The organism is Clostridium sp. CTA-5, from assembly GCF_054768135.1.
Map to the genome: position 1 here is coordinate 1 of NZ_BAAAAT010000007.1, position 14,139 is coordinate 14,139.

The window sequence follows — 14,139 nt, forward strand, 5'->3', positions numbered from 1 at the left end:
TTAAATGCTTTTCCATGTCTTGCTTCATCTTTGCACATTTCATGTACTGTGTCATGAATTGCATCTAAGTTTAATTGTTTAGCTAATGTAGCTAAATCTTTCTTTCCTTGACATGCTCCATGTTCTGCTTCTACTCTTAATTCTAAGTTTTTCTTTGTATCTGCATTTACTACTTCTCCTAGTAATTCTGCAAATTTTGCTGCATGTTCTGCTTCTTCAAATGCTATTCTCTTATATGCTTCTGCTAYTTCTGGGAATCCTTCTCTATCTGCTTGTCTTGACATTGCTAAATACATTCCTACTTCTGTRCATTCTCCCATGAAGTTTGCTTGTAATCCTTCTATTATTCTTGGATCTACATCCTTAGCTATTCCTACTACATGTTCATCTGCAAATGCTAAGTCTCCACTTTTTTCTATAAACTTTTCTGGTCCAACTCCACATAATGGACACTTTTCCGGTGCTGCTTCTCCTTCATACACATAACCACATACTGTACATACAAATTTTTTCATAATCTTGTTCCCCCTATATTCTATTAATTAATTTTACTTATTTTTTAATTTCATTTTTATTTTCATTCTCTTTTGTTTTAATTTTATTTTGTTTCTCTTGACAGTTTTTATTATATAATAATTATTATTATTTGTAAATACTTTTTTGTAAAAAAAATTAAAACAAATGAAATTCTTATAAACTCCTATTTGTTTTAACCCTATAATACTACTATTAGAGAAATATTAATTATATGTTTCTTAATATTTCTTTAATTAAACAAAAACTTTATTGTTTAAAAAAATTACTTTCTGTATAATGAATTTATATATATTTATAAGGAGTGTTTTTTTATTGTTTGGATATGTTACTCCATTAAAAGCAGAGATGAAAGTAAAAGATTTTAATAGATTTAGAAGTTATTATTGTGGATTATGCTTTCAGATAAAAAAAGAATTTGGAAACTTTCCACGAATAATTTTAAATTATGATATGACTTTTTTAGCATTATTATTGGATGCATTAATTCCAGAAAAAATTCAAGTTAAATCATGTAGATGTATGATTCATCCAACACAGAAAAGGCCTATAATAATAAATAATAAAGCTTTGTCTTATGCAGCTTCAATGAATTTATCTCTTGTTTATTATAAACTACTTGATGATGTACAAGATGATAACAAATTTAAAAGTAAAATAGAATCAATTCTACTTTTTCCATATAAAAAAAAGTTTTCTAAACCTATAGCTTCAATTAATATTAAAATTCAAAGACATTTAGAAAAATTATCTTTATTAGAACAAAATAAAAATTTTTCTTGTTTAGATGAAATATGTGATCCTTTTAGTAAATTAGTTGGAGATATTTTAAAATATTATCCTTATCCTCTTAATGATGATAATGATAATTTAAGAAATACTTTATATTCTTTGGGATATTCTATAGGTAAATGGATTTATTTAATAGATGCCCTAGATGATTTAAAATCAGATATGGAAAAAAATAAATTTAATCCTATAAATTTTTTATATAATGAAAAAAATTTAAAATATAATGATTTTATAAGTTTAATAAAACCAAGATTAGAATTTACTATATTAAACTGTGCTTATACATGTAAAGAAAATTTATCCAACTTAAAGTTAATTCGAAATAATGATATATTATTTAATATAATAGAACTAGGTTTAATGGATAAATATTTAAACATATTAAATAAAGCTAATGAAAATAAAGGAAGTGACTTTAATGATGAATCCATATGAAGTGTTAGGTGTTAATCCTAATGCAACCCAAGATGAAATAAAAAGTGCTTATAGAAAATTATCAAAACAATATCATCCTGATCAATATACTAATAACCCTTTAAAAGATTTAGCAGAAGAAAAAATGAGAGAAATTAATGCTGCTTATGATGAATTAACAAAAAATAAAGGGACTAACAATACACAATACAATAGCAGTACTCAATACAGTAATAATAACTATAATACTTCTAATAGTGCTTATATTTATCAAGAAATAAGACAATTAATTCAATCTAGAAACTTCTCTGCTGCTGAATTAAAGTTAAATTCTATATCTAATAAAGATGCAGAATGGCATTATTTATATGGCGTTATATGTTTAAATAAAAATTGGTTTGATGCAGCTTTAGATCACATAAATACTGCTGTTAGAATGGATCCTAATAATTTTGAATATAGACAAGGTTTAAATGCATTAAAACAACGAAGTACTGGATTTTCTGATAATTATTATAGAACAACTAATAGAAATTCTATGGATGCTTGTGATTGCTGTATAAAACTTTGGTGTTTAGATACTATTTGTGATTGTATGGGAGGAGACTTAATAGGTTGTTGTTAAAATATATAGAATAAGAGGTATTTAATTATGAAAGTTAATAACTTAACTCAAAGTGCTATCTTTGTTACTTTAACATTAATAATACTTTATTTTTCCTCTATTTTGCCAATTAACACATTATCTATTCTTACGGTTGCATCCTGTTTAATACCTATATGTATTATAAAAATTTCATTAAGGAATGCTATATTAGTCTATATTTCATCAACAATTCTTAGTCTTCTATTACTTCCTATAAAATTTTCAATTTATTATGGAACATTCTTTGGAATTTATGGGATAATTAAATATTTAATAGAAAAATTAAATTCTTTATTTTTAGAATTGATATTAAAGCTTATTTCTTTTAATATACTATTAGCATTCTCGTATTTATTAATAAAAACATTATTAGGGCTAAATAATATTAATATTTCATTATTTACTCTTATAATATTAGCACAGCTTGTCTTTTTAATCTTTGATTATGCACTAACTCTTGTTATAAGTTTTTACTTAAACAGAATTCATAAACATATTTAATAAAAAACTTCAATGATTACTTTATTGCTTTAAAGATGTTAATTTTTATGCATCTATATAATTAACTAATAGGATTATCTCAAAGATATAAAGAAGTTTCTTCGAGATAATCTATTCTTTACTATATTTCAAATAAATATTAATTCTTTTCTATAAAATTTTATTCCAATTGATTGTCCTAAATCTTTAACTATTTAATATCCTATAAAACATTCTTCATTTACTATATTATTCTCTAAAGAAAAAATTTAGGCACAATAAAAAATAACAAGTCCATTTCCCAGCCTATTTTCCGTCACACTGCGTCGTCAAATTACCCTAATAGTCCCGCTATAATGGTAATCCATTTTCTTGCATAATGAAAATATTCATTGTAACTTTGGACTTGTTATTTATTTTCATATGCCTTAATCATATTAAATAAATATTCTGTAAATCATTTTTAATAATTTAAAAGTAAATATCATTATAATTAGCCATGTTATAGATATTAATCCATCTTTTAATATATTATACTTCTTTAAATTTATCATATTTTTTCACCAATTTACTTAAAAATTTTACTGTTTTTATTGGTGCTCTTCCTATTGAAGTTTCACCAGCCAATAAAAATCCAGTAACTCCTTTATTGATAAAATTGTAAATACTCTCTACCTCACATATAGTAGGCATTCTTCCATTTTTCATATTATTTAATAAATGAGTTGCTATGATAATATCTTTTTCTTTATATTGAGTTAAATATTTAATAATGATTTCTTCATATATTGGAGTATCTTCTATAGATGTCTCTGGAATCAAATCCCCTCTTCCTATTACAATCCCATCTACTTTAGATGAAATATCTTCTATATTATCTACCCCTTTCTGTGTTTCTATTTTAGCCCAAATTTTAGGTTTATAATTTTCCTCTTTATACATATTGATAAACTCTGTTATTTCGTCTATATCTTTAGGAGTTTCAACAAATGATTGACATATTATATCTACTTTGTTTTGAATTCCAAATTTAATGTCTAATTTATCTTTTTCACTTAAATTCATATATTTCCTATTCAAACTTTTTATATTACACCCTTTGCCACCTCTAATTATTCCTCCTGTTAATGTCTTGGCTTTAATTAAATTGTCTTCTTTTTTTAATATATCAAATATCATTGTATTATCTTTTATACTTATTTGTTCGTAACTGTTTTCCATTAAAATTCTATTTTCTATATTTAATGGTATTATTTTATTAGTTCTACTTACTTTATGTTTTATATATTTATATTTATCTTCTCCACAAAAATATACTTCCTCATTATCATATATTTTATATACACTCATCAAACTGTTAGATACCCTTATTTTGCTGCCACTTAAATCTAAAAGTATACTTACATCCTTTTTTATTGATCTAGCAGTTTTTAAATCTTCTAAGAATTCTGTACAATTTCCATGTGAAAAATTAAACCTTAAGGTATTAACTCCACTAAAAAGTATTTCTTTTAATACTTTTTTATCTTTTATGTTAGGTCCCATTGTAGCAATAATGTACATGTATTCCTCCTAAAATTAGTATTCCTACTTATTCATACTCTTAGAATTTTAAAATATTACTCTATTTAATAATCTAAATTGATCTCTATAAGATTACTTTTAAAGTTCTAAAGTTAATTATTATGAATAAATTTATTAAATAAAAGCTTGTTTTAGGAGGTCTTCTTTGTTGAGAAAATTAAGATTAAGTTTATTAATTATTCTAATATCAATTTTATTAAGCGGATGTGATTTATTTGGACCTAAATACATAAACTTTTCAGAAAAACCTAATAATCATTACTATACTGACCAACTTCACAAAAAAATATTAAATAATGAAAATTTTTCTCTTTATGTATTTGATAAAAACTTATATAAAGAAATTAAAGTTACAAACGATGATGAAATTACTATAATAGAAAATTTTATTAACTCTTTAATTGACAATAATTATTTAAATGAAAGTGAAATTCTAAATACTAGTGAATCATTTAGAATTAAGATTGTATTTAAAGATGAAACATTTTTAATTAAAGTATTTAATTCAAATGTTATAACACTTTCACCTTGGGATGGTAAATTTAAAGAAGATATTATTTCAATGGACAGCTTACCAATAGGATATAATCTGTATGATTTTTGTACTCATATAGCTTCTAGACCAATTGAGCAGGAAAGTAATTAAAAATTTACTATATATTAAACTTATTTAATGGTATTATATCTTTAATACCATTAAATATAATATATTATTAACACTAAATTTATTAATTTTTTTATATAATTAGATATTTAGATATATGAAAAGATAATATATAACTTTTAATAATTAAAGAAAGGAGTTTTTAATATATGAATATAGTAGATTTTCATGTACATACTTCATGTTCAGATGGATTACTATCCCCTAGTGATATAGTTAAAAGAGCTAAAAAAAATAAAGTTTCTCATTTAGCAATTACAGATCATGATACACTCTCTGGCCTAGAAGAAGCAATAGAATCAAGTAAACAATTAGGAATTGCAGTAATACCCGGAATAGAGCTTTCAACACAATATAATGATGAAAGTATACACCTTTTAGGTTTCTTTAAAGATAATAATTTTATGAATAAAGAATTAATTAAAGAATTAGATAAAATTAAAAATCATAGATTAACTAGAGCAAAGGAAATTATAAAAAAACTTAAAAGTGAATTTAACATAATAATTAATTTTGATGATGTGATATCACAAGGAAAAGACACTATAGCTAGACCACATATTGCAAGAGAAATAATTAAAGCTGGTTATCCTTATGATTTAGAATATATATTTGCTAATTTTATAGGTAAAAATTGCAAAGCCTATGTTCCTACTTTAAAAATATCTACACAAGATGGAATATCACTTTTAAAATCATATAATGCACTAGTATTTTTAGCACATCCTAAACTAATTAATAATACAAGCATAAATACATTTTTAGAAATGGATTTAGATGGAATAGAAGCAATTTATTTTCAAAACACCCGTGATGAAGAAGCTTATTTTTTAGATATTGCTGAAAAAAATAATTTATTAGTATCAAGTGGATCTGATTTTCATGGAAACATAGAAGATGATAAACGCCATGGTGATGTTGGCACTATGACTTTATCTGATAAACACTTAAATAAATTCCTAAATGCATTAAATTCTTAATTTTTATTTACAAAACTCTATCATGAAATATTAACCTTAATTTTTGCACATGAAATAAAATAATAGATCAAATAGACGAGAATACTGGTCTATCATTTTTTTGAATGTGCCTTAAAACATAATCATTAAAAAGGAGTCTATCTTAAAAATATATTTGAGAAAGACTCCTTATCTTAATTATAATTTTTTCTATTTGTCATTATTTTTATTATCTATTTCTACATTTTTAGAATCAATTAAAACTTTATCATCCTTAAACCATTTTGATTCTGTAGTTGGATTACTTACTATTCCTAGCATTACAAGAATTGATAATATAACTTCTACTATTTGTTCATAATCTCCTTGTATTACCTCAACTCCAAAACATTTAAGAACTAATGGGATTAAAGAAGCAATAGCTATCCAAAGTCCATAATTTTTAAATCTAGATTTATCTAACATAAAAAGACCTCCTTTATGTCAAGATAGTGTACTTAACTATCTTAATATATAATATTCTGTAAGAATACTTTTAGTCACAAAAAGGTCTTTTACTATATTCTAATATAAAATTAATAACTTTAATCTAACTTATATCTATGCTTCTATTAAAAATGCTCTATAGCCTTTCATAGTTTCATATATATCTACTTTACTAGCTATTTCCCATGGTGCATGCATATTTTGAAGAGCAACTCCACAATCTATAACTTCCATATTATATTGTGCTAAAATGTAAGCTATAGTTCCACCACCACCAACATCTACTTTTCCAAGTTCTGCTGTTTGTATTGATACATCATGTTTTTCCATTATGTTTCTAAGTTCTGCCATGTATTCTGCATTAGCATCATTACATCCTGATTTTCCTCTAGCACCAGTATATTTATTAAATACCATTCCTTTTCCAAAGAACGCTGAATTATTCTTTTCCATTACTGAAGGATAATTAGGATCAAAAGCTGCACTAACATCTGAAGATAACATTTTAGAATTGCTAAGACATCTTCTTAACTTAAGATCTGTTGTACCCTCAACTTTATCCATAACTTCTGCAACAATATTTTCAAAAAATCTTGATTGCATTCCAGTTGCTCCAATACTTCCTACTTCTTCTTTATCTACTAGAAGACAGCAACAAGTTTTGTCACATTCTTTCATATCAAACATAGCCATTAGTGAAGTATAAGAACATACTCTATCATCGTGTCCATAAGCCATTACCATACTTCTATCTAAACCGTAATCTCTAGCATTTCCAGCTGGTACTATTTCTATTTCAGCTGATACAAAATCTTCCTCTTCGAAATCATATTTTTCTTTTAATATTTTTAAAATATTTTCTTTTACTGCATCTTTTTCTTTGTCTTTTAAAGGCATACTTCCAACTAAAACATTTAAATCTTCACCTTCAACCACTTTATTACCTTTTTTAGTTAATTGATCTCCTGATAAATGTACTAGTAAATCTGATACTCCTACTACTGGATCATTTTCATCTTCACCAATACAAATATCAATTACAGTTCCATCTTTCTTTACTACTACTCCATGTAAAGCTAATGGTAAAGTAACCCATTGATATTTTTTAATTCCACCATAATAGTGCGTATCAAGTAATACAAGTTCACTATCTTCGTAAAGTGGATTTTGTTTTGCATCTAATCTTGGAGAATCTATATGTGCTCCTAAAATTTTAAGTCCTTTTTCCATAGATTCTTTTCCAATAATGAATAATGCAATAGTTTTCCCTTTATTATTTGCATATACTTTATCTCCAGCTTTTAAAGTTTCCCCATTTTTAATTATGTCTTCTATATCTTTATACCCATTAAGTTCTGCCATTTTAATGGCTTCTTTAACACATTCTCTTTCTGTTTTGCAAGTTGACATAAAATTTTTATAACCTTCGCAAAAATCAAATATTTCTTCTATTCCTTTTTCATCATATTTGTTCCATGCATTTTTAATTTTTTTTTCTGTTTTCATTTTAATCCTCATTCCTTTTTATTATTATATTAGGCACATGAAATAGAATAATAGACCAAAGAGGCGTTGTATATTTTGTATCAGGCAAGGAAGCAAGTTCAGTTAATAGTAAGCTATTAACTGAATTTGCTGATGCAGTATGACGCAAAATAAACGAGCTTTACTGGTCTATTATTTTTTGAATATGCCTTATTGCTCATCATTTACAGAATTCATTCTTGTTTCTATTATATCTACTGGAGTAATCTTTGACATTAATGAATATCTATAATTTACAGCAGCAGCTTCTATAATAACAGCGATATTTCTTCCTGGTCTTACCGGAACAGTTAATTTTCTTACCTTTACACCAAGTATATCCATACATTCATTATCAATACCTAGTCTATCATAATCATTGTCATTTTTCCAATGTTCAAAATGCATTATTAAGTTAATTTCTTTTTCCTGTAACACTGAACTTAATCCGTATAATTGAGTAATATCAATAATTCCTATTCCTCTAACCTCTAACATACCTATTGTTATTTTAGGGGACCTTCCTATTAATGTTCCATCTGTTTCCCTTATGTCAACAGCATCATCTGTTACAAGTCTGTGTCCTCTTTTTATAAGTTCTAATGCAGTTTCACTTTTACCAATACCACTTTCTCCGGTTATTAATATTCCGATACCTGAAACATCAACCAAAACTCCATGCAGTCTTGTTTCTGGTGCAAGCTTATCAGCTAAATATATCGTTGTTTTACTTATAAATTTTGTTGTAACTAATTTAGTTCTTAAAACCCATACATTATTTTTTTTAGCTTCTTTTATAAATTCTTTATGTGGTTCAAGACCTCTAGTTATAACTAGACAGTTTATATTAAAACTAAAATATTTCTTTACTCTTTTTTTTCTTAATTCAATTTGCATGTCCTCTAAAAAGCTCCATTCAGCTTTTCCTATAACCTGAATTCTCTCTGGTGCAAAATAATTATAAAAGCCTGCTAGCTGTAATCCTGGCCTGTTTATATCATTTACCGTAATATCTATATCATCTTTTCCTTCAACTAATACTTCTAAATCAAAATCATTTATTAGCTTTTTTACTGAAACCGCCACTCTTCATCATCCTTTTTTTCTATTTTTTCGGTTCTATTCCCTCTAATTGAACCCTAAAATTTTTCTTCACATTCTCTATATACCTTCTTCTCAATTTTTGTTGTAATTCTTTCTCTTGTGCGCTTAATCCTTCTTCTTTACTCTTTTTATATAATAAATTTATTTGCTCTATTACTTCCTCTATTTTCATATGTTCTATATTCACTCTAACATTCATCCTTTCTTTTTCTATAAGAATAATTTTACCTATTTTTAAAAATATAATCAACATAAAAACTCTAACATTTTTATTTAGCTTTATTTCTACATTTAAATACTTTTTAAGCCCTGTTTCAATTTATTTAATAAATATACATTTTCTTTCTTTTTATTCATATTGATTACTTTAAAACCTTTTTACATTTTTTATATTTTATTCAATTTTATTACTTTTTTGGAATATTATTAATACTTATTATATAATTTTGATGCTTAATGTCGGTAATTGTATTTCGAAATCTTTTTACAAAACCCCTCATATTGTTTATAATTAACTTAAAGTATATAACTAAATAATCCTAAAAAGGTAATATTTTACAGTTAATTGTCGTACAATTTATTGTTTAAGTTATAAGCAAGACTATTTATAAAAATAGTAAATTATAAGGGGTGATATAATTGAAAAAAAGAAAGTTAACTAGCCTTGAAAAGAAAATCCTTGTTAGAAAAAAGATCTTAAACTTATTTCTATTATGGTTTTCTCCAACAAATAGTATTATGGTTTTTTTATCTAAAAATTTAGACAAGCATATTGCAAAATATCAAAAGATTTTATCATTACAACATAACAAAAAGAAATGTACATTAAATTCATCTAAATATGCAGTTGCATAATTATTTAGTATATTTTATTACTTATTCTCTTTAATAATTTAAACTTATATATTATTTAATTATCGCTTATTAATTTAAACAACAAAAAAACACCTCAAAATGAGGTGTTTAATACATAATAATAGTCCCCAACATGCCGTTTGCTTATATATTCATACCTGCCTCTCGCAGGTGGGTTAAGTTCAACTTATTTTTGCCTTCTTCTGATATTAATAAAGCCCGACAGCCATAAGCATATCACAAATCCCGAAAATATAATGTAGGTTGAATATAGTAAGCTAGGCGAACACCTTAGGAAAACTATAACTTTATTATATCATAAGATTTATTTTATTCAATAGTATTTCTTACTCTTTAAATTATTATTCATAATCATTCAATATTTCTTCTAATTCTATTTCATTTTCATCTGATGCAAATACAGCTATAAATTTTAAATAACCATAGTTACCTATTTCATTTTCAGCATATTTATATTTTCCTTCAAGTTCTAAGTCTTCTATTAAATCTTCTATTATTCCTTCGACATTGTCCATTGCAATATCCTTTAAATAAGGAACATAAAATTCACTATACCATTCTTCACTTTCAGCTTCAAAATCGCTTTCTTCCTTTGCATAACTTTCAGCAGCTTGTATTTCTTCTTTATCAAAATCATAAAAGAATTTAATTACTACATAATTATCAGTTTGTTTTATTTCTTCAATTTCAGATAAACCATTTTCCTCTAAATAATCTATTATTTCTGAAGTTTTCATAATTTACACTCTCCTAGTATAATAATTTTTTATATTCTTTTTTTATGTCCTCAAATTCTTTATCATCTTCCACAAGATTTAATTCTTCATTACCATCTTCATTCTTATCTATTCTAAATGCAAAAATATCACTTTCTTCTTCATTATTATCTAATGGTGATAATAATAAGTACTCTTGCTTTTCTAAAAATATTCTTGCGATAGCTTCAAAATCAACTTTATTTCCTTCTTCATCTTTAAATGACATTATTTCTTTTTCTTCCATGTTGTTCACCTCTTAATTTATTATAAAAAAATTTCAAATCAGTATCTATTCTATACAATACTACAAATATCATCAACTAGTAATGTTAAATAAAAAAATAAATATTTTAAATTAACGACTTAAATAGTTTAATAAACATTAATAATTAAGTGTCTGATTATTTATTATATGCTATTTATTTATTTTATGAATGTATTTAAACTTATATTTTAACAATTTTCTCTTATCAATTCTGTTAAAGAATTTACTTTTAAAATATATTCATAATGAAGAGCTCTTGTTAACATAACATATAATAATCTTTCATCTAAAATTTTTCTTTCATATTTATTCTTACTTGGATCATAAATTATAGTACAATCAAATTCCAAACCTTTTGTTAAATACGATGGAATTATAACATTATCTTCTATAAAACTATTTTCTTTTCCCTTTATACGTTGAAATTTATATCTACTTTTCTTTTTTAAAAGTTTTTCAACTTTTTCTGCTTCTTTTGCATCTTTAGTTATTATTGCTACACTTGTTTTTCCTAATTCTCTAATTTTACTAATTATTTCATCAATATTTTTATAAATTCCCTTTTCTTCTTCTACTTCAATAATCTTAGGTTCTTCTCCATGCCTTAACACTGGTTTTGCATTTTTAAGCCCTAAATTTTGAGCTTCTAAAGCTTCTTTTGCAAAATCAATTATTTCTACAGTTGATCTATAGCTTTGTGTTAATTGTACATAAGTTGCTTCACTTTTAAAAAGTTTTTGAGTTATATCTTCCCACACTCTTAAACCTTTATAATAATAAATTCCTTGAGCTAAATCTCCAACTAAAGTTAATGAATTTCCCTTAGCAAATGAATTTACTAAATAAATTTGAAATGGACTGTAGTCTTGAGCTTCATCAACTACTATATGCTTAAATTTTTCTTTTTCCTCAACACCCTCTAATAGATTTCTTATATATAGCAGTGGAGCTAAGTCATCTTCATCTACAAAACCATTTTCATAATTCTTTAAAAATTCTTCTTTCATAAAATCTATTAATTCTTGTGAAATATCTTTTGAAGCTATCATATTAAAAATCTCATCTGTAAAAAAATTATAATAAATATGATTAACTCCTATACCTTTCCAATGTTTAAAGTAATTATTAAATTCCTTTTTTGAATTTTTTAATATATTACCTTTAATTTCATCTCGCTTATTATATTCATTGATTAACAACTTTCTTCTTTCTTCTGTATCTTCACAATTTATTTTAATATCTTTTATATTTTTTTCCCATTTATTATCAATTAAATACACTAAAAGTTCAATTTTTTCTTTTAATTTTAAAGATAAATATCTCTTAATTTCATCTTTTCTTTTGTTTATTGGATATGATTTTAAATCTTTTAAATATAGCTTTATTATTTCTTTTTTATCAAAAATAACATAATCATATATTTTTATATCCTGTATTTCTCTAGCACTACTATCTACTAAAGCTATATATTTATCTATCATTTCTTTAAATACCATGGAACCTCTAAATTTAGCAGACTCAATAATAAGATTTTTCTTAACTAAATCCTCTTCTTCCATTATATTTTTTAATTTATCATCTTTATTATATATCTTAGCTTTAAGCTTAAATTTAGATTTAACCAACTCCTCAAATGTGCTTTGTTTTACTTCTTCTGCTCCTAAATTAGGCAAAATTTCTGATATATAATCTAAAAATAATTTATTAGGTGCTAATACAAGAATTTCTTCTCCCATCATATTTTCTTTATATCTATAAATTAAATATGCTAATCTATGAAGCGCTATTGTTGTTTTTCCAGAACCTGCTGACCCCTGAACTATTATTGGAAAAGTTCTTGGCCATCTTATAATTTCATTTTGTTCTTTTTGAATTGTTGCAACAACTTCTTTTAATTTTTTTCCTCTACTTTCTTCTAGATTAATTTTTAGAAACTCATCAACTAATTCTGTACCTTCTTCTCCATTTATCATTAATTCATTTAATCCATCATCAAATATATCTTTAATTTCTCCATCTTCAAATAAAAACTTTCTCTTTAACGAAAGTGTTCCATCAATAACTCCTATAGGTGCTTTATAATAAGCCTCTCCACCAGTACCACTATAATATAGATCAGCAACAGGAGCTCTCCAATCTACAACAACCTCTTCTCCTCTTATATTATTAGTAATACCTTTTTTTCCAATATATATATTTTCTTCCAACCCTCTTTTTTCTCTAAAATCAACTCTTCCGAAATATGGAGCAAGTAAAGCTTCTTCATATCCCTCTATATCTTTCTTTAATACATCAGATATTTTTTCTGTAGTTTCTTTTTCTTCATTATAATTTCCTTTAGATTCTTTAGCTAGGAATTTAACTTTATTTTCAATTTTCTCTCTATTACTTTTTTTCTCATCTAACTCTTCTAATATTAGTTCTCTTTTTTCTTCTAATATTTTTTTCTCTTCATATAAAATTTCATCTATCATTATAATACCTCTTAGCCAAAATAAATTTTCCATATAAGTTCCTCACCATTCTGGTGAATTATAATATTTATAAATATTATAACTTTTATATTAATGAACAAACTTTATTGGAGCTTATATACATAAAAGAAAATATATCCATTGCAACTTTGAACCTGTTATTTATTTCTATGTGCTTAAAGACAATATTTTCTTATTCATAATTTACTCTATCAATTATATCCTAATATTACATAATTGATAATAGTAAATTATTTTTTTAATTATAAATCTACTTTTAAAAGAAGCCAGCGTTTACACCACGTTTTAATTGACAGTTGATTGTTCATATGACAAATAAGTAGACCTTATTCTCAAATATTAATTTTAAAAATCTCTAATAATAACTTTTATCAATATTTTATATTTCAGAAATTACATACTTTTATATATAAAAGAAAAGAACCTCTATTTAATTTAGAAGTTCTTTTTTATCTTAAACTAATCAAGAGTAATATATTTGTTATTAGGTACATGAAATAAAATAATGGATTAAATAGACTAGCATACTTGTCTATTATTTTTTTGAATGTGCCTTAT

At 24.7% G+C, this 14,139-nt stretch carries 15 protein-coding genes and 1 other RNA gene; 6 read left to right on the forward strand and 10 right to left on the reverse strand.

What is annotated here, in order from left to right:
- Positions 1–515: NADH peroxidase (locus ACYUET_RS13240; RefSeq protein WP_460280339.1), on the reverse strand; the 515-nt coding region annotated here is incomplete at its 3' end.
- A 334-nt stretch (positions 516–849) separates the two neighbouring features.
- Between ACYUET_RS13240 and ACYUET_RS13245 the strand changes: the two genes are divergently transcribed.
- From ACYUET_RS13245 to ACYUET_RS13255, 3 genes are read left to right on the forward strand one after another with little or no spacing between them, the layout of a single operon-like run.
- Positions 850–1,761 (forward strand): DUF5685 family protein, encoded by a 912-nt coding sequence (locus ACYUET_RS13245; RefSeq protein ID WP_460280341.1) that lies wholly within the window; start codon positions 850–852, stop codon positions 1,759–1,761.
- The gene (locus ACYUET_RS13250) at positions 1,748–2,365 is read left to right on the forward strand and encodes a J domain-containing protein (protein ID WP_460280598.1); all 618 of its coding nucleotides are present in this window, start codon (positions 1,748–1,750) and stop codon (positions 2,363–2,365) included. Before ACYUET_RS13245 ends, ACYUET_RS13250 begins: the two co-directional genes overlap by 14 nt.
- A 27-nt stretch (positions 2,366–2,392) precedes the next feature.
- Complete coding sequence (locus ACYUET_RS13255; RefSeq protein ID WP_460280343.1) at positions 2,393–2,887, forward strand: hypothetical protein; 495 nt, start codon at positions 2,393–2,395, stop codon at positions 2,885–2,887.
- 510 nt (positions 2,888–3,397) lie between these two features.
- Here the strand turns inward: ACYUET_RS13255 and ACYUET_RS13260 are convergent.
- Positions 3,398–4,429, reverse strand: a complete 1,032-nt coding sequence (locus ACYUET_RS13260) for a pyruvate kinase (RefSeq protein WP_460280345.1) — start codon at positions 4,427–4,429, stop codon at positions 3,398–3,400.
- Between the two features lie 169 nt (positions 4,430–4,598).
- On the opposite strand from ACYUET_RS13260, the gene ACYUET_RS13265 reads away from it, so the two are divergent.
- Both ACYUET_RS13265 and ACYUET_RS13270 read left to right on the forward strand, forming a co-directional pair.
- Entirely contained in the window at positions 4,599–5,096 is a 498-nt protein-coding gene (locus tag ACYUET_RS13265) for a DUF4883 family protein (RefSeq protein ID WP_460280346.1), read from the forward strand.
- 167 nt (positions 5,097–5,263) lie between these two features.
- Positions 5,264–6,094 carry a PHP domain-containing protein gene (locus ACYUET_RS13270; protein ID WP_460280348.1) on the forward strand — a complete coding sequence of 277 codons (831 nt, stop codon included), beginning with the start codon at positions 5,264–5,266 and terminating at the stop codon, positions 6,092–6,094.
- 189 nt (positions 6,095–6,283) lie between these two features.
- Here ACYUET_RS13270 and ACYUET_RS13275 read toward each other — a convergent pair whose 3' ends face one another.
- From ACYUET_RS13275 to ACYUET_RS13290, 4 genes are all read right to left on the reverse strand, one after another.
- Positions 6,284–6,538: a phage holin gene (locus ACYUET_RS13275; RefSeq protein WP_460280350.1), complete on the reverse strand. Its 255-nt coding sequence runs from the start codon at positions 6,536–6,538 to the stop codon at positions 6,284–6,286.
- Between the two features lie 135 nt (positions 6,539–6,673).
- Complete coding sequence (locus tag ACYUET_RS13280; protein WP_460280352.1) at positions 6,674–8,065, reverse strand: aminopeptidase; 1,392 nt, start codon at positions 8,063–8,065, stop codon at positions 6,674–6,676.
- 189 nt (positions 8,066–8,254) lie between these two features.
- On the reverse strand, positions 8,255–9,169 hold the full coding sequence (gene hprK / locus ACYUET_RS13285) for an HPr(Ser) kinase/phosphatase (RefSeq protein WP_219778180.1): 915 nt from the start codon (positions 9,167–9,169) through the stop codon (positions 8,255–8,257).
- 19 nt (positions 9,170–9,188) lie between these two features.
- Positions 9,189–9,374: a DUF896 domain-containing protein gene (locus ACYUET_RS13290; RefSeq protein WP_460280600.1), complete on the reverse strand. Its 186-nt coding sequence runs from the start codon at positions 9,372–9,374 to the stop codon at positions 9,189–9,191.
- Between the two features lie 452 nt (positions 9,375–9,826).
- Between ACYUET_RS13290 and ACYUET_RS13295 the strand changes: the two genes are divergently transcribed.
- On the forward strand, positions 9,827–10,042 hold the full coding sequence (locus tag ACYUET_RS13295; protein WP_460280353.1) for a hypothetical protein: 216 nt from the start codon (positions 9,827–9,829) through the stop codon (positions 10,040–10,042).
- Positions 10,043–10,163: 121 nt separating this feature from the next.
- Here ACYUET_RS13295 and ssrS read toward each other — a convergent pair.
- The 4 genes from ssrS to helD all read right to left on the reverse strand — a co-directional run bounded on the left by ssrS (position 10,164) and on the right by helD (position 13,560).
- Positions 10,164–10,343: non-coding RNA, 6S RNA (ssrS, locus tag ACYUET_RS13300), on the reverse strand.
- A 61-nt stretch (positions 10,344–10,404) separates the two neighbouring features.
- The gene (locus ACYUET_RS13305; protein WP_460280354.1) at positions 10,405–10,800 is read right to left on the reverse strand and encodes a hypothetical protein; all 396 of its coding nucleotides are present in this window, start codon (positions 10,798–10,800) and stop codon (positions 10,405–10,407) included.
- Positions 10,801–10,813: 13 nt separating this feature from the next.
- Positions 10,814–11,065, reverse strand: a complete 252-nt coding sequence (locus ACYUET_RS13310; RefSeq protein WP_460280356.1) for a DUF1292 domain-containing protein — start codon at positions 11,063–11,065, stop codon at positions 10,814–10,816.
- Between the two features lie 209 nt (positions 11,066–11,274).
- Entirely contained in the window at positions 11,275–13,560 is a 2,286-nt protein-coding gene (gene helD, locus ACYUET_RS13315) for an RNA polymerase recycling motor HelD (RefSeq protein ID WP_460280602.1), read from the reverse strand.
- Positions 13,561–14,139 lie beyond the last annotated feature (579 nt).

Excerpts from the sequence above, each read along its gene's own strand:
- ACYUET_RS13250 (WP_460280598.1), top strand. The coding sequence starts at position 1,748 with ATGAATCCATATGAAGTGTTAGGTGTTAATCCTAATGCAACCCAAGAT.
- ACYUET_RS13280 (WP_460280352.1), bottom strand. The coding sequence starts at position 8,065 with ATGAAAACAGAAAAAAAAATTAAAAATGCATGGAACAAATATGATGAA.
- helD (WP_460280602.1), bottom strand. The coding sequence starts at position 13,560 with ATGATAGATGAAATTTTATATGAAGAGAAAAAAATATTAGAAGAAAAA.
- ACYUET_RS13275 (WP_460280350.1), bottom strand. The coding sequence starts at position 6,538 with ATGTTAGATAAATCTAGATTTAAAAATTATGGACTTTGGATAGCTATT.
- ACYUET_RS13305 (WP_460280354.1), bottom strand. The coding sequence starts at position 10,800 with ATGAAAACTTCAGAAATAATAGATTATTTAGAGGAAAATGGTTTATCT.
- ACYUET_RS13255 (WP_460280343.1), top strand. The coding sequence starts at position 2,393 with ATGAAAGTTAATAACTTAACTCAAAGTGCTATCTTTGTTACTTTAACA.
- ACYUET_RS13260 (WP_460280345.1), bottom strand. The coding sequence starts at position 4,429 with ATGTACATTATTGCTACAATGGGACCTAACATAAAAGATAAAAAAGTA.
- ACYUET_RS13270 (WP_460280348.1), top strand. The coding sequence starts at position 5,264 with ATGAATATAGTAGATTTTCATGTACATACTTCATGTTCAGATGGATTA.
- ACYUET_RS13310 (WP_460280356.1), bottom strand. The coding sequence starts at position 11,065 with ATGGAAGAAAAAGAAATAATGTCATTTAAAGATGAAGAAGGAAATAAA.